A 20,141-nucleotide genomic window follows, 5' to 3' on the forward strand; every position below is an offset into this window, starting at 1 on the left:
CGCCTTTTGCCTTCGTAAATATTCCCTATGACGTAATACAAAGACATTTGACTTCGTCTTCTTCCTTCGTACCTCACCAAAATCCAAACAAGTTTGTTTTTTTGGTTCAGTTTGTCGTCAATTGCTTTCTGCTCCTGTTGCTTAACGTAGAAATAGTCTAATTTTAATGAATGCATTGATCGGAAAAACGCCTTTCTTCCGTCTCTTGCTTCCCATAATTGCCGGTATCATTGCGGGTTCTCTTTTTCCCGGAATTCTGTCTGCATCACTCCCGGCAGCTTTGGGCGGATTGCTCCTGATGCTGTTATCATTCTTTATCCGCCCGGACGAGCAATTCAGGTTCAGATGGTTGTTCGGCGCCGGTGTCTGCTTCTTTCTGTTCTCCCTTTCCCTGTATCAGTACCGGCAACATGCGGAGTCCACCCGGCTCACCCCTTCCGGTTACGGACAATATGACCTTGGCATCGTGCTCGACATACCGGAGGTGAAGCCGCGTAGTATTGCGGTCCATATAAAAACAGCCCTCCCTGAAGAAAAGAAAGTAATCCTTTACTTAGAGCAAACCGACGAGGCGAGAGGGTTGATTCCCGGCGATGAAATTGTTTTCCTATCCAGAGTAGAACCCTTCAGTAATTTCGGAAATCCGGATGATTTTGATTATACCGGATACATGCAGGTCAAGGGTTTCGCAGGATCGGGTTATGTTCCCGGGAGCGACTGGCAGAAAACCGGCCGACAGGCGAAGAGCATACCGGTCATGGCCCAACGGTGCAGGGCAAAAATGCTCGACTTCTATCACTCCTTCCGTTTGGAGAGCGATGCATACGCATTTATCTGTGCACTCACTCTCGGATACAAAGTTCATCTATCCAACGATTTGCAGGAGGCGTTCAGGGCATCGGGTACAGCACATGTACTGGCACTAAGCGGACTCCATGTGGGAATCATCTACGCAGTTATCAGTCTGCTGTTCTCCTTCTTTGGAAAAAGCGGATACGGGTTCCTTGCCCGTCAGTGGCTGATCATTACTGCCCTATGGGCGTTTGTGTTCATAGTGGGGATGTCGGCCTCCGTAGTCCGTGCCGCCATCATGCTTACCTTATTTAGCATAGGAGACCTGTATCATCGCAACGGATTCACCTATAACTCGTTGGCCGCAGCCGCATTTTTCATTCTCATCTTCCGGCCGTTCTCTCTATTTGATGTAGGTTTCCAAATGAGTTTCGGCGCCGTGTTCGGCATCCTGTTCTTTAATCCGAAGATGAGCCGGCTCTACCGGCCTCCAAACAAAGTTGTGAAATATGTGTGGAATCTGCTCTGCATCACCACAACTGCACAGTTAGGTGTTTTCCCACTGGTACTTTACCATTTCGGTACATTCCCTACCTATTTTTTCATTACCAACATGTTGGTCGTGCCTCTTGTCGGTATTATTATTTATACCACTTTCCCTCTCATTCTATTCGGATTGCTTCGCTCTCTCCAGTGGGATTTCATCACGGTGTTGTATACTTTCTTTCAATGGATAGAAAAAATCCTGATCGGGATATTATTGAGGATCGTATATATCTCCGAATCGATCCCTTTTGCCCAGATCTCCGACAAAAAGATATCCTTCCTCCAACTTATACTGCTTTTACTGTTTATGTATCCTTTTGTCCGGTTCCTCTCTTCACACCGTGCCCGGCCGCTTATCATCTCGCTGGTTGCGCTGCTGTTCTTTCAGTTCACCATCACTTATAAAAACCTGACTCCTCCGGCGCCACAACTCACCGTATTCAATAGTCCGGGCCAGAGTGAAATCGCCGTTTTTCACAACAACAAACGGCACTACATGGAAATTCCGGAAAATAATATTCTTCCACATCCTGAAAAACGGATTTTCCTGCTGTCGGATGCTGCTTTCACCACTTATCACGCCGGCCAACAGTTCCCGTTAGATATCCTGATCCTCTCACAGTACGGATCCTTCGATATCGAACAGTTGCTCGTCCTGTTTCGCCCCGCGATGATCGTTTTAGACAGCTCCCTACCTCCGTATGCCGCCGGCAGGATAGCGCGGGAGTGCACCGCTTTGGGCATAGAGGTACATGATGTAACGGAAAACGGAGCCTTTTCGCTAAATTTTTAGTACTTTTGTCGCTCTATCAAACGACAGAGATTAAAAAATGAATTGTACACCATCGATCTCGAATGTGATTCAACCCCGCCAGATGGAGCAGATTATGGATGCCATCGACAGGGCGGAAAAGATCGTCATCACCGCGCACCTCTCTCCCGACGGTGACGCATTGGGATCTTCACTCGCCCTCTACCATTTCCTGAAAAGGAGAAACAAAAATGTAAGGGTTATCGTACCCAACTCCTTCCCCTATTTTCTGAAATGGATGAAAGGCGCCCGTGAAATTGAGGTATATGAATATAACCCAACGGCAGCGCAGCATATCCTTTCTCATGCCGACCTGATCTTTTCGATGGATTATAACATATCCAAAAGAGTAGGCGATATGGGCCCTTTTCTGGATAAGTCTCCGGCACAGAAAATTCTGATCGACCACCATCTTTTCCCCGGAGAGAACTTCGACATAATAGTATCACATCCCGAAATATCATCCACCAGCGAAGTCCTGTTCAGATTATTTTTTCAGGCGGGAAAGTATGAAGAATTGACACAGGCGGAGGCCGAATGCATCTATTGCGGCATGATGACCGACACCGGAGGTTTTACATACAATTCAAGTGATCCTGAAATCTATGAGATCATCAGCCTGTTGCTGCGGAAAAACATCAATAAGGATGCCATCTATTCACAAGTATTCGATAATTACTCCGCGGAGCGGTTTCGCCTGCTCGGATTTACCTTATCGCAACGGATGGAGATATATCCCGAACTGCATTCGGCACTTCTTTACCTTTCCAGGGAAGACCAATCCCGGTTTCGTTTCAGTAAGGGCGATACCGAGGGATTTGTGAACTATCCGCTCAGTATCAAAGGGGTTATCTTCTCCACCTTTATTCGCGAAGATGAAGGGTTGATCAAACTTTCGTTCCGCTCCCAAAAATCGTTTCCCTGCAATGAGTTCGCAGCCGATTTCTTTAACGGGGGAGGCCATCTGAATGCCTCCGGAGGGGAATTTTACGGCACCTTCGAAGAAGCGCTCCGCATTTTCAATGAAGGATTGAGATCCTACGAGGAGAAGCTGAAGAGGACTGCAGGTGAGCTTTAACCCATTTTTAAGAATAGATAATGTTTATTTCGGAGCAACCTCTGTTTTTTTGGAGCAGATTATGTATTTTTGTAGGCTATTCCTTATTAAGTAACAGCAACTAATGAAATCTTTGATGATTAAAAAAGTAAAATAATCATATGAAACTATTCAATTCCATAATTCTCACACTTATCGGTTTGTTGATTATAGCCACCTCCTGCAATAACACAAAATCGTATGCCGACTATCTGAAAGATGAAAGAAAGGCCATTGATCTTTTAATAGCTAAAAATAATTTCAGCATCCTCAGGGATTTTCCGGCAGATAGTGTATTCGGCGAGAATGAATTTTATAAAGACCCGAATACGGGCGTCTATTTTAATATTATTGACCTTGGTGATACCATCAGACCGCAGTGGAGGGAAAAAATATATGTCCGTTTCAAAGGGCTGCATTATTTCAAGGGCGACGACACAATCCGATATTCCAATTACCAGAGCGCCCGCCCGGAAGAATTAGAATATATCGGGCCTGTTTCTTCGATAACAAGGAGCGGTTATGCAAACGCGGGATGGGCTGTTCCCCTGTCCTATGTGGGGCATAGGGGAAAAGTGAAACTGATCATTCCTTTCGAGATGGGTGCATCGTATGACCAGTCCCAATATGAACCGACCTATTACGAACAGGTGGAGTACAGGTTCGACAGCCAGTGGTGATCACAAAAAAAGAAAACTCTTATGACATTAATCAAATCCATATCCGGAATAAGAGGAACAATCGGCGGGATAGTAGCCGAAAATCTGACTCCGCTCGATATCGTAAAATTTACGGCTGCTTACGCAACATTTATCAAAAGAATAACTACACTTCATCCCGTTGAATTGAAAATCGGCGTAGCCAACAATGGTTTGCCACGGAAGCAGAAGCCCTGTATCGTTGTAGGGAGGGATGCCCGCATCTCGGGGGAGATGGTGCATCGTATCATTACCGGAACGCTCATGGGGATGGGGTGCGATGTAACCGATATCGGGATGGCCACCACTCCCACTACAGAGATCGCTGTGGTAAAGGAGAACGCTTCCGGCGGCATTATCATTACGGCCAGCCACAACCCGAAACAGTGGAACGCCCTGAAACTGTTGAACAGCAGCGGGGAATTCCTGAGTGCAGCCGAAGGAGAGGAGATCCTCTCCATTGCCGAAGCAGGAGACTTTTCATTTTCCCCGGTAGATGAACTGGGAAAGATCTCCCAAAAGCAATACCTTCATGAACATATCCAACAGGTTCTATCACTCGACTTAGTGGATAAAGATGCCATAGAAACTGCCAACTTCCGTGTGGCAATAGATTGTGTGAACTCCGTCGGGGGGATAGCCATCCCTGAATTATTATACGCATTGGGTGTAAAAGAGATTTTTAAGCTTCACTGTGCACCGCATGGTAATTTCTCACACAATCCCGAACCGCTGCCCCAGCATCTGACCGAACTTGCATCACTCACACGAAGCTCGAAAGCAACCGTCGGTTTTGCCGTGGACCCGGATGTGGACCGGCTGGCCATCTACTGTGAAGACGGGGAACCGTTTGGTGAGGAGTATACACTGGTTGCCGTATCGGATTATGTTTTGCAGCATACGCCCGGCAATACGGTATCCAACCTTAGTTCAAGCCGTGCGTTAAGGGACGTCACACGTGCCAGAGGCGGCGAATACCATGCTGCGGCTGTAGGGGAAGTGAACGTAGTGACCAAAATGAAAGAGACAAATGCCGTGATCGGCGGAGAAGGTAATGGCGGCGTTATTTATCCCGCTCTGCATTACGGACGCGATGCGCTTACGGGTATCGCCCTGTTTCTCACCTATCTTGCCAAATCAGGGAAAACACCTTCGGAAGTGAGGAAGTCATATCCTCCCTATTTCATGGCAAAACAAAAGGTAGAACTTACACCCGGTATCGATACCGAGATGATTCTGGACAAGGTGAAAGAAAAATTCAGTGATCAGCAGATAACCGATATCGACGGGGTGAAGATCGATTTTCCCGATAGATGGGTACATCTGAGAAGATCGAACACCGAGCCTATCATCCGTGTTTATTCAGAAGCACACTCCATAGAGGAGGCGGAGAGGATCGGCAAACAGGTCATCAACCTGATACAAGAGTTCTCATAACATAGTAAATATCGTCTATTCTTCACTCAATTGCCACTTCACCTCATCTGATGTGGCTTTTGAATTAAATAAACTAACAGATCCGGAATTAATGAAAGATACACTGATCAGGCGCGAAGAGTTGCGCAGTCTGCACCCTGCATTCAGGGGAAAATACGGAGACAAATTGATAGACCTGGGTATAAGAATATCCGCATTACATGTTCCGAATGAAATTTACAACCGCTCCAAACATCTTACCGGCCCCGCTTTCTGTAAAGATGTCCTGGATAAACTCGAAATCACCCGTACGGTAAGAAATGCGGAGGTCCTCGATGAGATGGGAGACCGTCCTTTTATTACGGTATCCAACCACCCTTACGGGCATATCGACGGGATTGCAGCGATTGAAACCGTAGGCAGCCGGGTTCGGCACTATAAAATGATGGTGAACGTTATTTTGGGATTGATCGATACGATGGCTGAAAACTTCATTACTGTGAACCCTATGAAGTATGCCGATAAAAACAGTATCACTTTCGCCGGTATCAAAGAAAGCATCGCCCATGTGCGGGCAGGGCTCCCATTGGGTTTTTTTCCCGCCGGGGCGGTTTCCAATCTTATTTTAAAAAAAGGGAAAATGGTGATTGAAGACCGGGAGTGGCAACCGGCAGTGATCAAAATTATCCAGAAAACAAAAGTGCCGGTCATTCCGATGCATATCTCCGGACACAATAGCCCGTCGTTTTATCTTTCAAGGATATTGGGATGGAAAATGCGTAATCTCAGGCTCTGTCACGAATTATACAACAAAAAAGGCAAAGAGATGGTGATCACCTTCGGTAAACCCATCATGCCAAATACGATAAAACCGTTTAAAGACGATATATCGCATCTGGCCGAGTACCTGAAGGAAGAAACCTATGCTTTAGGAAACAAGCATAAAAATTATTCATACACAACTAAGTGATTAAAGCGAATTCACTAAAGTTAGACTTTTTCCCGCAACGGTAAAATTCGAGTAAACTCGCTTTTTGCTCATTGCTTAACGAAAAAGTTCCATACGACACCTTTGAAAGTAGAAGTGGTTATCGTATGAAAACAATGAAAAATTTCCTATCTTTGAATATTCAAACTAACAGCACGCTTATGGCAAAACACTCTTTACAACAGGTGAAGCAACGTTTCGGGATCATTGGGAATGATCCCAAGCTGGATCGTGCTATCGACGTAGCTTTACAGGTGGCCCCTACCGACCTCTCGGTACTTATTACCGGAGAAAGCGGTACCGGGAAAGAGAACTTTCCGCAGATCGTGCACCAATACAGTAACCGGAAGCACGGTCCCTATTTTGCCATCAATTGCGGTTCAATACCCGAGGGAACTATTGATTCGGAACTTTTCGGACACGAGAAAGGATCATTTACCGGCGCTACGGGAACCCGAAAAGGCTACTTTGAGGTGGCTGACGGAGGCACCCTCTTTCTCGACGAAGTAGGTGAACTTCCACTCCCGACACAGGCACGCCTGCTTCGCGTGCTGGAGAGCGGGGAATTCATTAAGGTAGGTTCTTCGAAAATAGAAAAGACCAACGTGCGGGTGGTGGCAGCCACCAATCTCGACATGGTCAAGGCTGTAGAGAGAGGGAAATTCAGGGAAGACCTCTATTATCGCCTTAATTCGGTACCTATCCGTATTCCGCCGTTACGCGACCGGTCAGAGGATATTCCCCTTTTATTGAGGAAATTTGCTGGCGATTGTGCCGAAAAATATATGATGCCCCCGATTACGCTTACCGACGATGCAAAAGAGATACTGAAAAACTATCGCTGGCCGGGGAATGTACGTCAACTGAAGAATATTACGGAACAAATCTCGGTCATTGAACAGGAGCGCCTGATCACCTCCGACATTCTTCAGAAATACCTGCCGAACAATGAAGTAGGGATGCTACCCGTCTCCATCCATCAGATTCAGGAATCGGAGCAAAAATCATTCACCAACGAACGGGAGATCCTCTATCAGGTGCTGTTCGACATGAAAAAAGATATTACCGACCTGAAACGGGTGGTAAAAAGCATCATGGAGGATTCAACACAACATGCATCCTACAATACGCCCTCGCCGGAAATACACTCTTCTTCCATCATCACAAACGATAATACCCGGGTTTCCGTCCCAGTGAAATATGAGGCTGTATCAAAAAAATTCACCTTGGATGAATCCGAAACGAACAATATCCAGGAAGCCACCGAGTACGAAGAGAGCGCCCTGTCGATCAGTGAAGTGGAGAAAGATATGATCATTAAGGCGTTGGAACGGCATAATGGAAAAAGAAAGTTGGCAGCCAACGACCTGGGGATCTCCGAGCGCACACTTTACCGCAAAATTAAGGAATACTCCCTGTTAGGTTAGATTAAGATTATGAAGAAAAATATTTTCCTCCTCCTGTTATTACTGGTCTCTGTCAGTTCATGCCGGATATCCTATTCGTTCAGGACTGCCTCTATCGACTATGATCTCACCAAAACGCTCCAGATAGCGCACTTTGTAAATCAGGCACCATTGGTTTACCCCCCGCTTGAGCAGCGATTCAACGAAGAGATGAAGGATATGTTCACCCGCAACACGCGTCTGCAGTTGGTGAATCAAAACGGGGATATGGAAATTGAGGGGGAGATCGTAGGGTATGAACTAACCCCTATGGCGGTGCAGGAGGATGCATTTGCTTCCGAGACGCGGCTGACCATGACGGTGAGGATGCGGTTCCGGAATAATAAAATCGATGCGCCCGAGATAGAAGAGAGAATTTCCGCCAATCGCACATTCCCCAGTAATACCGTCTTTGACTCCGTACAGGATCAACTCATTAATGAACTCATCGATGAAATTGTAGATCAGATATTCAACGCTACCATGGCAAACTGGTAATTCAATGCAAAAGGAAGATCTATACGGATGGATGGAGAACCCCGACAGGCTGGACGCTTCCACATTAGAAGAGCTGAAAGAGGTTGTGGAGGAATATCCTTATTTTCATACCGCCAGGTTATTGTACACGAAGAACTTAAACCTGGCTGACAGTCAAGGTTATGAGGAAGAGTTGGGAAGAACGGCTGTTTTGTGTAACGACAGGAGGAAACTGTTTTATCTTATCTACCGGGAAGAATACGGGAAGTTGCTGAATAAGAACGACGGTATTTTTCCAAGCAGACGAGACAGGACAGAGGAACTGCTTGAATCATTTCTTTCTTCACTCGGAGAGAGAGAGATGATTGAGCCGACTGTCGAAAATGCGGAATTGAATCTGGCGACGACCGACTATTTCTCCTATCTGGGATCGCTGGGAGGGGAGACCGGCAATCCGGATCAGAGCGGAAGTCAAAAGCTGCAACACCATGATATTATCGATGCTTTTATCGAAAAAGCAAAATCAGATATATTATTCGTACCCAAAGAAACAATTCCTGCCGACACCAGGCAAGATGCGGAAATAAAAGAAGAAGGAGGTGAGTTCCTGACCGAAACACTCGCAAGGATCTATATCAAACAAAAAAAATATGAGCAGGCGCTCACAATTATTAAAAGGTTAAGTTTGAATTTTCCAAAAAAAAGTGTTTACTTTGCCCACCAAATTCGTTTTCTTGAATTATTGATTATTAACGAAAAAAACAAAGACAAATAAATATGTATATTTTTATCACAATCCTTATTGTATTGGCGGCGATCCTAATGATCTTTGCCGTATTGGTACAAAAATCAAAAGGGGGGGGACTGGCAAGCGGTTTCGCATCGTCGAACCAGATTATGGGTGTCCGGAAAACAACCGATTTCCTGGAGAAATTCACATGGACACTGGCAGGCACGATCATTGTGTTAAGCATCCTGACAGCCAAATACACCGCCTCACACGCCAATGTTCCGCAATCTCAGATAGAAGTTGAACAGCCGGCGCCGCTGAATCCTACTACGGCACCCAATGTAACTCCGGAGATGCCCGTTCCGTCGCAAATTCCTGCCCAACCGGCGCCGGAAGAAGGAACGCCGAATGAGTGAAAACAATGATTTTCCATACGACCTTAACGTTAATAAATGAACGATGTTCGTATGAAGAAGCTGTTATTCCTTTTTTTTCTGCTGCCGTCCCTACTGGCCGGAGCACAGACTATCACATACGATACGATCAAAGTATCTCCTGATGACGAGCGGAATATCTATCTCCATCGTCGCGGGAAAATAAAGACTGTTGCGAATGAACCTTCGCGGAGGGAAGGTTCATCTACTGCCGGGAGGCAGTCTGCCGCCTTTGATAAGAGTAAATTGCGTTTCGGCGCAAACCTGGGTCTGTCGTTAAGCAGAAATTATACCAATCTGGGTTTTGGACCACAGACAGGATATCAGTTCAACAAATATTTCATGGCCGGCGCTGGGATCAAATACTATTATACGAGAGCGCGTACCTATGATTATGAAATAAAAAACAATCTACTGGGAGCAAATCTGTTCGGTTATTTTTATCCGGTAAATTTCATCGCTGCCTTTGTGCAACCCGAACTCAACTATATCTGGTCTGAATTAACCCGCCGGACTACAGGGGAAACCATAACGGACAGGGGGCTTGTGCCATCGCTGGTAGTGGGAGGGGGTTTTCGGTTGGGAAGATCACACATCACGCTGAACTACGACCTGATGCAACATACCAACTCCCCTCATCCCGACGGATTCTATCTTGGGGTCTCCGCATTTTTCTAAACAACCAACTGCCTGACAAAATTAGTTGTTTTTGTCCGTATATCGCCCTGCAATGGGTTGCATCACATGGTTTCAGCATATCCTTCTGCCGCCAACTATTTTCTGCAGTCCCCTGTTTCGCACAGATCAACGGAACATAAGATCCTGCACAACAGTCATCTCGGCATGATCATTCAGTTTTTTGATCAGCTCCTCCTTATTCATCAGAAGCTCAGCGCGAAGTACGGCAGAAGTGAGGTGCACGTAAAGGGTACCGCGATTGAAATAAATGTTACCGGTATATTTGGAGATTCCTTCTCCAAACAGTTCATTCCATCCCCTGACAACACGTTGTTGGGCCATTTTCACTCTCAGCGCACTATTTTCATTTAAAAAATCGGAGAACGCTTCTGATAACGGTTGGGCATTTTTCTTCTGCATCCGTACTAATCTTTCAATAGGTTTATTTCTCCATCCGCTACGGAATAGATATGTGAGTTGTTATGGATCCGATGCAGGATCCTATCGAGTGACCCCCTGTTGGTATCGGAGATGAATATTTGCCCGAACTCCGGACCGGAAACCAGTTTTACAATCTCCTCCACCCTCCTGGCGTCAAGCCGGTCGAAAATATCATCCAGTAACATAATAGGTGTTGTATCGCCTGTTTTCAGCAGAAAATGGAACTGTGCCAGTTTCAGCGAAACAAAATAGGTTTTGTTCTGACCCTGCGACCCCACCTTTTTGATAGAGTAACCGTCGAGCATCATCTCCAACTCGTCACGATGAATACCCACCGAAGTGTGACCGAGAAAGACATCCCGTTGCCTGTTTTGTCTCAGCTTTTCCCGGAAATCAGCCTCATGCAACTGAGAGGTATAACTGAAGGAAACCTGTTCGCTCGATTGACTGATGCAGGTATAGAACTGATTGAAGATAGGGGTGAATTCTTCGATAAATTCCTTTCTTTTCCGGTGAATGAAGGTACCCGCTTCTGCCATCTGTTCCTCCCAGAGATCCAATAGCGTGAGATCAATGAGCGGTTCCTCGTCCTTCAATAGTGCATTCCGTTGTTGCAACGCCTTGTTATACCTGACCAGCGCGCGCAGATATTCTTTATTAAACTGCGAAACAGCCATATCCATAAATCTCCGTCGCACTTCGCTTCCGCCGGTGATCAGTTCGTTATCCGCCGGGGATACCATTACCAGCGGTATCAGCCCGATATGGTCAGAGAGCCGCTCGTACTCCTTCTTATTACGCTTGAACTGTTTCTTCTGCCGTCGGCGGATGGCGCAGTAGATTTCCTCCTGCGTGGCATCCGCAAACTCATACTTTCCCTGCAACATACACACCTCCTCACCATGCTTTATGATCTGCGAATCGACGGGATTCGTATAACTCCTGCAGAAGGAAAGGTAATAAACGGCATCCAGCAGATTGGTCTTTCCCATTCCGTTGTCACCGATAAAACAGTTCATCTTAGGGGACAATATCAGGTCTGCCTGAGTCAGATTTTTGTAATTAATAAGGGAAAGTTCTTTTAAAATCATATCATACAGGGTAAAGAACAAAGAACCAAGAGTAAAGACTGTCAGAATTTGACTGCGTCGATTTTTAATTCATGCTCTCAGAATTCCAAAATTCATCGTTAAATCATTAAATCGTCAAATCAACAAATTGTTTCATTAGTCTTCTAACAACAATCGTTGCAGATCTTCGGGCGAAATATTCATCTTGAGCCGCCCCTGGGAAGCAAATGAGATCTTGCCCCTCTCCTCGGAAACAATAATCACTTTGGCATCAGTTTCCTGTGATATCCCCAATCCCGCCCTGTGCCGTAATCCCAGGTGAGTGGGAATATTGGGATTCTGAGAGATGGGCAAAATGCATCCTGCCGCCTTGATCTTCTTTCCGACAACGATCATGGCACCGTCATGCAGCGGACTGTTTTTAAAAAATATATTCTCGATAAGGCGCGACGATATATCGGCATTGACAATTTCCCCGGTCTGTTCGTAGAGCCCCAGATGAAGGTCGCCCTGAATGGCGATAAGTGCGCCTGTATTTGTCTTTGACATATTCATGCAGGCAAGCACAATGGCCGTCAGGTATGAATTGTCGTTCTTCTGCTTATCCCCCGGAAAGAAAAGTTTTGTGATAAAATTCCATCCTTTTTTGGAGCCGAGCGACATCAGAAACCGCCGGATCTCATCCTGAAAGAGAATTACCAGCAAAAAGAGTCCCACACCCACAAACTGGTCGAGAATGGATCCGAGCAACACCATGTTGAACACCCGTGAGACCAGGATCCAGATCACCATGAAGACCAGAACCCCAATAAAGAGGGGGCGCATCCCCGATATCTTCACTAACCTGAACAGGTAGTAGAGGAGCAGTGCTACCAGGATTACATCAATGAAATCTTTTACTCCAAAATGTGCGAACATATTTCCCTATGTGTCAAATTCAACTATTTTCGCGATGATCTTCACGCATTCCACTGCTTCTTTCACATCATGGACCCGCAGAATATCAGCGCCGGAAAGCAGCGCCACGGTATTCAGCACGGATGTGCCGTTAAGGCTCTCCTCCGGCGTAATTCCGAGCAACTTGCAGATCATCGATTTTCTCGATATGCCTACCAGTAGAGGTTCCTCAAAGATATGAAAATATTTCAGATAAGCCATCAATTCATAGTTTTGAGATACCGTTTTACTGAATCCGAAACCGGGATCAATGATCACATCGTTTACTCCGAGCTGATTCAGTTTTGCCTTGCGCTCAGAAAAATAATACAGGATATCCTGCATAAAATTGTCGTAATGGGTCAATTGCTGCATTGTCTGAGGCATACCCCGCATATGCATAAGGATATAGGGAACGTTCAACTGCGCCACAACGGGAAACATCCGCTCATCGATCTGCCCTCCCGAAATATCGTTGATGATGTTCACACCATATTCCTCTACAGCCTCCTTAGCCACATCGGCATAAAAGGTATCTACAGAAAGTATAATATCGGGAAACTCCTTGCGGATCAATTTCAGCGCAGGCATCAACCGTTCAGACTCCTCTTTCGCATCCAGGAACCGGGCGGCAGGTGAAGTGGATTGCGCACCCACATCAATCATTGCCCCCCCCTCCCGAAGTATCTGGCGGCATCTCTCTACGATCTCGTTTGGGGCTTGTTTCCTGCTTCCCGGGAAAAAGGAGTCGGGGGTGACGTTCACAATACCCATTACCCGGGGCGTTGAAAGGTCAATCAGCGTACCGTTTATATTGATGGTTTTCATTTGAATATTTTACTTTTTTCGACGTATGAAACATTCTAGAAGAAAGAACTGAGAACTAAGAAGCGAAGAAATCTTAAATCTTGAATCTTAAATCTTGAATCTTAAAATCTTTGAAATTAAAGTACCGAATCGGGATCCCTGCCCGGATAATCAACAGTATAATGCAATCCCCTGCTCTCTTTGCGCGCCATAGCCTGTTTAATCACCATGTAACCTACTTTGATGATATTCCTCAATTCACAAATATCTCTCGATACCACGGAACGCTGGAAGAGATCCTCCGTTTCCCGGAACAGTATATTCAACCGGTCGAGCGCTCTTTGTAAACGCAGATCCGAACGGACAATACCCACATAGGACGACATGATCTGCCCTACTTCCCTGTAACTCTGCGTGATAAGCACCATCTCCTCGGGAGAGGTGGTTCCTTCAGCATTCCAGGAAGGAATATCTTCCTGAAACGGATATCCTCTGAAGACAGGCAGAGAGTGTCTTGCAGCGGCATCCGCAAAAACCACCGCCTCAATCAATGAATTCGATGCCAGCCGGTTGGCCCCGTGAAGTCCGGTACAAGCACACTCTCCATTGGCATAGAGGCGACTGATGCTTGTCTCCCCATCCATATTTACTTTGATCCCTCCACACAGATAGTGGGCCGCAGGAGCGACCGGGATCATATCTTTGGTAATGTCGATCCCATAGGAAAGACATTTTTCATAAATGGTGGGAAAATGTTTCCGGGTCTCTTCCGGATCTTTATGGGTTACATCCAGAAAGAGATGTTCAAAACCCTTCCCTTTCATCTCAGTATCGATAGCGCGGGCGACGATATCGCGGGGAGCAAGCGAACCTCGCTCATCGTATTTGTGCATAAACTCTTTACCGTCGAGTGTCTTCAACACGCCTCCATAACCCCGCATCGCCTCCGTAATAAGAAACGAAGGACGTACACCGGGATGATATAATGCCGTAGGGTGGAACTGCACAAATTCCATCCCTTTGATCTCCCCCTTGGCCCGCGCCACCATGGCAATCCCATCACCCGTAGCGACCAACGGGTTAGTGGTGGTCTGGTAAATACATCCGATCCCACCCGTAGCCATCATCGTGACCCGTGCAAGAAAAGTATCGATCTCATTTGTCTCCTGATTGAGTATATAGGCCCCGTAGCACTCAATCCCCGGGGTATGCCTTGTGACCACCTGTCCCAGGTGGTGCTGCGTGAGCACTTCTATAGCAAAATGGTGATCAAACACATCGATATTGGGATGGTTGCGGATGGTCTCGATCAGACTGTCCTGGATTTCCGCTCCGGTATTGTCCTTATGGTGTAAAATACGAAATTCCGAATGTCCGCCTTCGCGGTGGAGGTCAAAGTTCCCTTTGTCATCTTTGTCGAAATCCACCCCCCATCTTATCAGTTCCCTGATTTGAGCGGGCGCCTCATGCACTACCTTTTCCACTACCTCCACATCGCAGAGCCCTCCTCCGGCATCCAACGTATCGGCTATATGTTTTTCGAAATTATCCCACGGATTGGTGACGGAGGCAATCCCCCCTTGCGCGTAGTATGTATTGGCATCTTCAAGTGAATTCTTCGCCGCAATGGCTACTCTCCCGTATTTTGCCACCTTTAGGGCGTAACTCATTCCGGCAATACCGGAACCGATCACCAGAAAATCGTATCTATAAACCATTTGCCTCTTTTTTAGGATTATTGAGGTACAAATTTACATGATTTTCCCTTTGAATAGGAAAAATCAGGTGGGTTTTCCAATATATCAGTCTCTCATTTGAATCCTCCAGAGCACAGTAAAGTTAAAAAACATTATATCATTCAAAAATCTCCCCTAATTTGTTTTCTTTGTATATTAAATGAACCGACTGCTAAACATCACGTTATTAACTGTTTTACGCTTTTAATTATCCCTGTATGAACAACTTATTCCGTCTGCTTCTGTTTTTCTGCTTCCTGTCGGCCCCGAACCTGTTTTCCGGAAATATAACGCAGCCGGATTCCACCTATCTACTCAGAGGCAGGGTACTTGGCGCCGACACCAACGAACCGCTGGTCAATGCAAGTGTCTTGGTACAACAGGTGAATATATCGAGCGTCACCAATCAGGATGGATATTTTTCCATTCGTGTCCCGGCCTCTACGAGGCATTCAGAACTCCTTATCCGCTACCTGGGATACGAAAACCAGAAGATCCCGGTGGTCACACTGATGGATAATCCGAACAACCATATCACTTTGAAACCCTCTCCCATTCAACTGAGCGAGATAGTCGTGGTCTCGGGCGACGGCACAGAACTGGTGCGTGAAGCACTGCAACGTATCCCGCAGAACTATCCCGACAACCCGCACATGATGGTAGCCTTTTATCGGGAGTCGGTAAAGAAAGGATCAAACTATATCTCGCTGGTAGAAACCGTTTTGGATATTTACAAAGCCACCTACAGCTCCTATAGTAATGACCAGTCTAAAATTTATATCGGTCGCAAAGCCACTGATATCTCTCCCCGCGACACTGTCCTGTTGAAGTTTCAGGGAGGGATCAATGATGCTTTGATGCTTGATATAGCCAAGAACCCGGAGATTGTTTTTGGGACGGACGCATCTGAATACGGGTTTCACATCGAGGGATTGATTAATATCAACGATAAACCACACTATATTATTTCATTTTCCCCCCATCCGGGAATAAAAGATATCCTGTTCAGGGGGAATATTTACTTAGACGCGGCATCCCTTGCTTTCGCCCGCATGGAATTCAGCATGAATGTGGAAGACCGGAAAGATGCCGCCAATATCTTTATCAGGCGAAAACCGGCGAAGATGAGGGTAGAGGTGAACAATGCGCAGTATGTAGTGGATTTTATTGAAGATAACGGGAGGTGGTATTTCAATTACAGCAGTACCGAGGTTGCATTTCGCGTACGGTGGACGAACCGGTTCTTCGGCTTGTTTGCCACTACTTATACCATAAGTTCGGAAATGGCCATTACCGACAGATACGACAACAATGTGGTGAAATTTCCCCGTAATGAACGGATCCGGTCTACTGATGTGATCGCTGAAAAGGTGGAACATTTTCTCGATCCAGACTTCTGGGGAGAATACAACGTGATCGAACCGGATCAGGAAATAACGGATGCCGTGAAACGATTAAGCGGAAAATTACGGCGAAGGAGTGAACTATTTCGTTAAGCTAAATGAGCAGAGGATAAGCAAGCTTATCCTCTGCCATAGCAAGAATTGAAAATCGAAGAGCGAAGGCGACTCAAATAGGCTGATGAAATCGAATAAAAAGCCAAAACTGTTTGGAATTAGCAAATTTAGGTGTACCTTTGTAACCCAAAGTTTTATACACTATTTATTATTTACAAATCAGTATGTATTTAGATTCTGCTAAAAAGAAGGAAATCTTTGCCAAACACGGGAAGTCCAACACTGATACTGGCTCACCAGAAGCGCAGATAGCATTGTTCTCCTACCGTATTTCGCATTTGACTGAACATCTCAAGTCAAACAAAAAAGATTATAGCACGGAAAGAGCATTGAGAATTTTAGTGGGCAAACGCCGTCGTTTACTCGATTATCTGATCGATACGGAGATCGAAAGATACCGTTCCATTATCAAAGAATTGGGTATCAGAAAATAATTTTCTCAAAGAGAGACTGGAAAGAGGATGAAATAACTTTTTATCCTCTTTTTTTATCAATAACCCTCTCCATTAAAGGAAATTAAACATTGCTGGCGTAAAGATATGTTACAAAAACATATTCTAAAACTATGTCTTATAACATATTTTTTTATTTTGCGGATTCAAAATAGCGCCCTATCTTTGCATCGATAACCTAAAACAATCTTTTTTACCTTAACGCTGATATCACGTTAACCGATACAAAAGAGGCCCTCTCGATCGAGGGGGCCTCTTTTTTTTAAAATCTTTTTATATTTTTGATTATATAAAAAAACATCTATATTTGAGGAATGAATTGGATGTTTTTCGGTAATTGAACTTTTCTAATAAATCTGACCTCTATGCTAAAAATACTTATTCTTATTGATTATTCCAGCGAATTCAGCCGCCGACTGCTGAGAGGCCTGATCCAATACTCCAAGGAACATGGGCCCTGGATTTTTTATCGATTACCCTCTTATTATAAAACACTGTATGGTAAAGAGGGTATCGTGGAGTGGGCCAAAGAGTGGGAAGCCGACGCTATTGTGGCTCGGTGGGATCATGAAGGGACTAATTTGCTGGCGTCATTGAATATCCCTATCCTGCTTCAAAATTACAAAGAACGAAGTTCCTATTTCTCCAATCTGACCGGCGATTATTTCGGTACCGGAGAGATGGCGGCACAATTTTTCATCAAAAGGCGCTACCGGAATTTTGCATTCTATGGGAATAAAGGGGTGGTTTGGTCATGTGAAAGAGCGGAAGGATTCAGAATCCAAATAGAAAAAGCGGGAGGCAACTACTATTACTTTGAAAGCGAAAATTTAAACGGAGAGGAATGGGGAACCAGCCATATACAGCTCGATGAATGGTTACTGTCTCTTCCCAAGCCTGTGGGATTATTTGCCTGCGACGATAATTTCGCATTGAGGGTATCGCAAATATGCAAGATCAACAACATCAGAATTCCTGAAGATATCGCTTTGCTGGGAGTAGATAACGATGAACTGATCTGCAATTTGTCCGACCCGCCTATCTCTTCCATTGTTACGGATGTGGAGAGGGGCGGATATGAAGCGGGAAGATTAATTGACAGACTGATAAAGGGAGAACTGAAAGATCCTTTCAATATCATTGTCCGGCCGACCCGGTTTGAACTCCGGAAATCAACAGAAAGATACGATATTTCCAATGAATATATTTCACAAATTGTAAATTATATCGAAGATAATTTTACCTCCAATATCGTCATTGAATCCTTAATAGAACAGGTACCTCTATCCCGGCGTAACCTGGAAGTGAAATTCAAAGATGAAATGGGAACCTCTATTTATCAATTTATTCTCAGTTGCAGGATTGATTATTTCGCACATTTATTATTAACTACTGAGAGAACACTATTTGACCTGGCATTGGAGTCCGGATTCAATGATTGCAAGAACGTTTCCCGTATTTTTAAGAAAATGAAAGGCTATACTCCTCTTGAGTACCGTAAAAAATATGGTGATTCTCATAAGGAATAACGTTATTTGAAAACACAATTACGCTTTTAAAGCATTTTTCAACCATATAAAAAATAATTTTGTGCTTTGAGTACACGGAAGCATCACTATATGTTTTTTTAAAATTTATAATAATATGAGTAACAGTCCCCAAATCAATCATGTACCAGACAGAAGCACCACCATCAAGTCGATGATCATATTGGCATTACTGTTTTTTATTTTCGGATTGGTGTCATGGGTGAACACCATTTTAATACCCTATTTTCAGCTAACTCTTCAATTGTCTAATTTCCAGTCCTATCTGGTCACATTTGCTTTTTATATCGCCTATCTGATCATGGCGATCCCCTCCTCCTTCCTGCTGAATAAGATGGGCTATAAAAAGGGAATGATGCTTGGATTATGGTGCATGTCAATAGGAGCCTTGCTTTTTGTTCCTGCCGCCTATTGGCGTATCTATCAAATATTTCTTTTGGGACTGTTCCTGTTGGGTGTGGGATTGGCCATCTTGCAATCCGCTGCCAATCCCTACGTAACAATTGTAGGGTCTATAGAAAGCGCTGCCAAACGGATGAGTATTGTAGGAACCGGCAACAAGCTGGCGGGGGTGATTGCCAATCTTATATTTGCAGCTGTCGTTATCAGGGAATCCGACAAAGTCCTTATGCGGGAGATTGAAGCGGGAAATTACACCGGGGCAGCTTTAGAAACGGCTTTAGATACCCTGATAAAAGGGGTAATGACACCTTACCTCGTTTTGGCCATTGCCCTGTTCATTTTCGGTATAATTGTCCGTTATTCACCCTTACCTGACTTGGATCCCTCTATAGTAAATAAACGGTCCGAACAAGATGAAAATTCACATAAATCCATCTCACAATATCCGGCGCTTATATTAGGAGTGGCGGCAATGTTCTTTCATATAGGAACCCAGATGATTGCGCTGGGAACCAGTATTAAATATGCGGGAACCATGGGAGAGAGCCTTGCGGGACCTGCCCGGAATATCCCCTCTTATACCATGTTGCTGACGTTTATCGGCTATTTCTTAGGAATCGCCCTTATCCCCAAATACCTGAAACAACGGAATGCCCTCTTAATTTGTGCCTCCATCAATCTGGTATTGTCCGCCATGATAATAACCACATCGGGGACAATACAATTCCTTGGCATCACTACCGATATCTCCCTTTGGTATTTAGTGATGATGGGACTTCCGAATGCCCTGCTGTATGCCGGCATCTGGCCGTTGGCTATCAACGGATTGGGCAAATACACCAATCTGGGTTCCGCATTCCTCGTGATGGCTTTAAGCGGTAGCGCAATTATGCCCCTCGTTTATAACGCTTTTGTAGAATTGAATGCATCGTTATCTCCCTTTGAAGCAATGAAACAAGCCTATTGGATCCTTATTCCCTGTTTTGCCTACATTGTATGGTATGCTGCCAAAGGATATCAGATCAAATCCTGGAAAAAAACGCATGATTAATATGATAATATGCCAATGAGACTAACATGTTGATTTGTTAATATAATAATTTCAGTAATTCTGCCAGTTCA

Annotated in this window: 19 protein-coding genes; 14 read left to right on the forward strand and 5 right to left on the reverse strand. The window is 45.0% G+C overall.

Annotation, left to right across the window (positions count from 1 at the left end; translation table 11 throughout):
• Window positions 1-166 precede the first annotated feature (166 nt).
• The 10 genes from Q0502_RS16305 (at window position 167) to Q0502_RS16350 (ending at window position 10,111) form a co-directional block, all read left to right on the forward strand.
• Window positions 167-2,131: a ComEC/Rec2 family competence protein gene (locus Q0502_RS16305; RefSeq protein WP_298653065.1), complete on the forward strand. Its 1,965-nt coding sequence runs from the start codon at window positions 167-169 to the stop codon at window positions 2,129-2,131.
• Window positions 2,132-2,225: 94 nt separating this feature from the next.
• Window positions 2,226-3,227 (forward strand): bifunctional oligoribonuclease/PAP phosphatase NrnA, encoded by a 1,002-nt coding sequence (locus tag Q0502_RS16310; protein WP_298653163.1) that lies wholly within the window; start codon window positions 2,226-2,228, stop codon window positions 3,225-3,227.
• Between the two features lie 140 nt (window positions 3,228-3,367).
• Window positions 3,368-3,925 carry a DUF4827 family protein gene (locus tag Q0502_RS16315; RefSeq protein ID WP_298653067.1) on the forward strand — a complete coding sequence of 186 codons (558 nt, stop codon included), beginning with the start codon at window positions 3,368-3,370 and terminating at the stop codon, window positions 3,923-3,925.
• 21 nt (window positions 3,926-3,946) lie between these two features.
• The gene (gene glmM, locus Q0502_RS16320) at window positions 3,947-5,380 is read left to right on the forward strand and encodes a phosphoglucosamine mutase (protein ID WP_298653070.1); all 1,434 of its coding nucleotides are present in this window, start codon (window positions 3,947-3,949) and stop codon (window positions 5,378-5,380) included.
• 91 nt (window positions 5,381-5,471) lie between these two features.
• Window positions 5,472-6,329: a 1-acyl-sn-glycerol-3-phosphate acyltransferase gene (locus Q0502_RS16325; protein WP_298653073.1), complete on the forward strand. Its 858-nt coding sequence runs from the start codon at window positions 5,472-5,474 to the stop codon at window positions 6,327-6,329.
• A gap of 179 nt (window positions 6,330-6,508) precedes the next feature.
• Window positions 6,509-7,774: a sigma-54 dependent transcriptional regulator gene (locus tag Q0502_RS16330; RefSeq protein ID WP_298653076.1), complete on the forward strand. Its 1,266-nt coding sequence runs from the start codon at window positions 6,509-6,511 to the stop codon at window positions 7,772-7,774.
• Window positions 7,775-7,783: 9 nt separating this feature from the next.
• Window positions 7,784-8,290 carry an LptE family protein gene (locus Q0502_RS16335; protein ID WP_298653078.1) on the forward strand — a complete coding sequence of 169 codons (507 nt, stop codon included), beginning with the start codon at window positions 7,784-7,786 and terminating at the stop codon, window positions 8,288-8,290.
• Between the two features lie 4 nt (window positions 8,291-8,294).
• Window positions 8,295-9,044, forward strand: coding sequence for a hypothetical protein (locus Q0502_RS16340; RefSeq protein ID WP_298653081.1), 750 nt, complete (start codon window positions 8,295-8,297; stop codon window positions 9,042-9,044).
• 2 nt (window positions 9,045-9,046) lie between these two features.
• A complete protein-coding gene (gene secG / locus Q0502_RS16345) occupies window positions 9,047-9,415 on the forward strand; it encodes a preprotein translocase subunit SecG (RefSeq protein ID WP_298653083.1) in 369 nt (122 codons plus the stop codon).
• 51 nt (window positions 9,416-9,466) lie between these two features.
• Window positions 9,467-10,111, forward strand: coding sequence for a hypothetical protein (locus tag Q0502_RS16350; RefSeq protein WP_298653085.1), 645 nt, complete (start codon window positions 9,467-9,469; stop codon window positions 10,109-10,111).
• 126 nt (window positions 10,112-10,237) lie between these two features.
• On the opposite strand, the gene Q0502_RS16355 is transcribed toward Q0502_RS16350, so the two are convergent.
• From Q0502_RS16355 to nadB, 5 genes are all read right to left on the reverse strand, one after another.
• Complete coding sequence (locus Q0502_RS16355; protein ID WP_298653087.1) at window positions 10,238-10,531, reverse strand: DUF721 domain-containing protein; 294 nt, start codon at window positions 10,529-10,531, stop codon at window positions 10,238-10,240.
• Window positions 10,532-10,536: 5 nt separating this feature from the next.
• Window positions 10,537-11,643, reverse strand: a complete 1,107-nt coding sequence (locus Q0502_RS16360) for a DNA replication/repair protein RecF (RefSeq protein ID WP_298653089.1) — start codon at window positions 11,641-11,643, stop codon at window positions 10,537-10,539.
• 135 nt (window positions 11,644-11,778) lie between these two features.
• Entirely contained in the window at window positions 11,779-12,540 is a 762-nt protein-coding gene (gene cdaA / locus Q0502_RS16365; RefSeq protein WP_298653116.1) for a diadenylate cyclase CdaA, read from the reverse strand.
• A 6-nt stretch (window positions 12,541-12,546) separates the two neighbouring features.
• On the reverse strand, window positions 12,547-13,386 hold the full coding sequence (gene folP / locus Q0502_RS16370; protein ID WP_298653119.1) for a dihydropteroate synthase: 840 nt from the start codon (window positions 13,384-13,386) through the stop codon (window positions 12,547-12,549).
• A gap of 116 nt (window positions 13,387-13,502) precedes the next feature.
• Window positions 13,503-15,083: an L-aspartate oxidase gene (gene nadB / locus Q0502_RS16375; protein WP_298653122.1), complete on the reverse strand. Its 1,581-nt coding sequence runs from the start codon at window positions 15,081-15,083 to the stop codon at window positions 13,503-13,505.
• 236 nt (window positions 15,084-15,319) lie between these two features.
• Between nadB and Q0502_RS16380 the strand changes: the two genes are divergently transcribed.
• The 4 genes from Q0502_RS16380 (at window position 15,320) to Q0502_RS16395 (ending at window position 20,070) form a co-directional block, all read left to right on the forward strand.
• Window positions 15,320-16,597 carry a carboxypeptidase-like regulatory domain-containing protein gene (locus tag Q0502_RS16380; protein WP_298653125.1) on the forward strand — a complete coding sequence of 426 codons (1,278 nt, stop codon included), beginning with the start codon at window positions 15,320-15,322 and terminating at the stop codon, window positions 16,595-16,597.
• Window positions 16,598-16,782: 185 nt separating this feature from the next.
• A complete protein-coding gene (gene rpsO, locus Q0502_RS16385; protein ID WP_298653128.1) occupies window positions 16,783-17,052 on the forward strand; it encodes a 30S ribosomal protein S15 in 270 nt (89 codons plus the stop codon).
• Between the two features lie 383 nt (window positions 17,053-17,435).
• Window positions 17,436-18,599, forward strand: coding sequence for a DNA-binding transcriptional regulator (locus Q0502_RS16390; RefSeq protein WP_298653130.1), 1,164 nt, complete (start codon window positions 17,436-17,438; stop codon window positions 18,597-18,599).
• Between the two features lie 115 nt (window positions 18,600-18,714).
• On the forward strand, window positions 18,715-20,070 hold the full coding sequence (locus Q0502_RS16395; protein WP_298653133.1) for an MFS transporter: 1,356 nt from the start codon (window positions 18,715-18,717) through the stop codon (window positions 20,068-20,070).
• Window positions 20,071-20,141: the final 71 nt, after the last annotated feature.

This window comes from uncultured Proteiniphilum sp., from assembly GCF_937873925.1.
Taxonomy (GTDB): Bacteria; Bacteroidota; Bacteroidia; order Bacteroidales; family Dysgonomonadaceae; genus Proteiniphilum.

What these genes read in the sequence shown, in the direction of transcription:
- Q0502_RS16305 (WP_298653065.1), top strand. Translation starts at nt 167, where the DNA reads ATGAATGCATTGATCGGAAAAACGCCTTTCTTCCGTCTCTTGCTTCCC.
- Q0502_RS16310 (WP_298653163.1), top strand. Translation starts at nt 2,226, where the DNA reads ATGGATGCCATCGACAGGGCGGAAAAGATCGTCATCACCGCGCACCTC.
- Q0502_RS16315 (WP_298653067.1), top strand. Translation starts at nt 3,368, where the DNA reads ATGAAACTATTCAATTCCATAATTCTCACACTTATCGGTTTGTTGATT.
- glmM (WP_298653070.1), top strand. Translation starts at nt 3,947, where the DNA reads ATGACATTAATCAAATCCATATCCGGAATAAGAGGAACAATCGGCGGG.
- Q0502_RS16325 (WP_298653073.1), top strand. Translation starts at nt 5,472, where the DNA reads ATGAAAGATACACTGATCAGGCGCGAAGAGTTGCGCAGTCTGCACCCT.
- Q0502_RS16330 (WP_298653076.1), top strand. Translation starts at nt 6,509, where the DNA reads ATGGCAAAACACTCTTTACAACAGGTGAAGCAACGTTTCGGGATCATT.
- Q0502_RS16335 (WP_298653078.1), top strand. Translation starts at nt 7,784, where the DNA reads ATGAAGAAAAATATTTTCCTCCTCCTGTTATTACTGGTCTCTGTCAGT.
- Q0502_RS16340 (WP_298653081.1), top strand. Translation starts at nt 8,295, where the DNA reads ATGCAAAAGGAAGATCTATACGGATGGATGGAGAACCCCGACAGGCTG.
- secG (WP_298653083.1), top strand. Translation starts at nt 9,047, where the DNA reads ATGTATATTTTTATCACAATCCTTATTGTATTGGCGGCGATCCTAATG.
- Q0502_RS16350 (WP_298653085.1), top strand. Translation starts at nt 9,467, where the DNA reads ATGAAGAAGCTGTTATTCCTTTTTTTTCTGCTGCCGTCCCTACTGGCC.
- Q0502_RS16355 (WP_298653087.1), bottom strand. Translation starts at nt 10,531, where the DNA reads ATGCAGAAGAAAAATGCCCAACCGTTATCAGAAGCGTTCTCCGATTTT.
- Q0502_RS16360 (WP_298653089.1), bottom strand. Translation starts at nt 11,643, where the DNA reads ATGATTTTAAAAGAACTTTCCCTTATTAATTACAAAAATCTGACTCAG.
- cdaA (WP_298653116.1), bottom strand. Translation starts at nt 12,540, where the DNA reads ATGTTCGCACATTTTGGAGTAAAAGATTTCATTGATGTAATCCTGGTA.
- folP (WP_298653119.1), bottom strand. Translation starts at nt 13,386, where the DNA reads ATGAAAACCATCAATATAAACGGTACGCTGATTGACCTTTCAACGCCC.
- nadB (WP_298653122.1), bottom strand. Translation starts at nt 15,083, where the DNA reads ATGGTTTATAGATACGATTTTCTGGTGATCGGTTCCGGTATTGCCGGA.
- Q0502_RS16380 (WP_298653125.1), top strand. Translation starts at nt 15,320, where the DNA reads ATGAACAACTTATTCCGTCTGCTTCTGTTTTTCTGCTTCCTGTCGGCC.
- rpsO (WP_298653128.1), top strand. Translation starts at nt 16,783, where the DNA reads ATGTATTTAGATTCTGCTAAAAAGAAGGAAATCTTTGCCAAACACGGG.
- Q0502_RS16390 (WP_298653130.1), top strand. Translation starts at nt 17,436, where the DNA reads ATGCTAAAAATACTTATTCTTATTGATTATTCCAGCGAATTCAGCCGC.
- Q0502_RS16395 (WP_298653133.1), top strand. Translation starts at nt 18,715, where the DNA reads ATGAGTAACAGTCCCCAAATCAATCATGTACCAGACAGAAGCACCACC.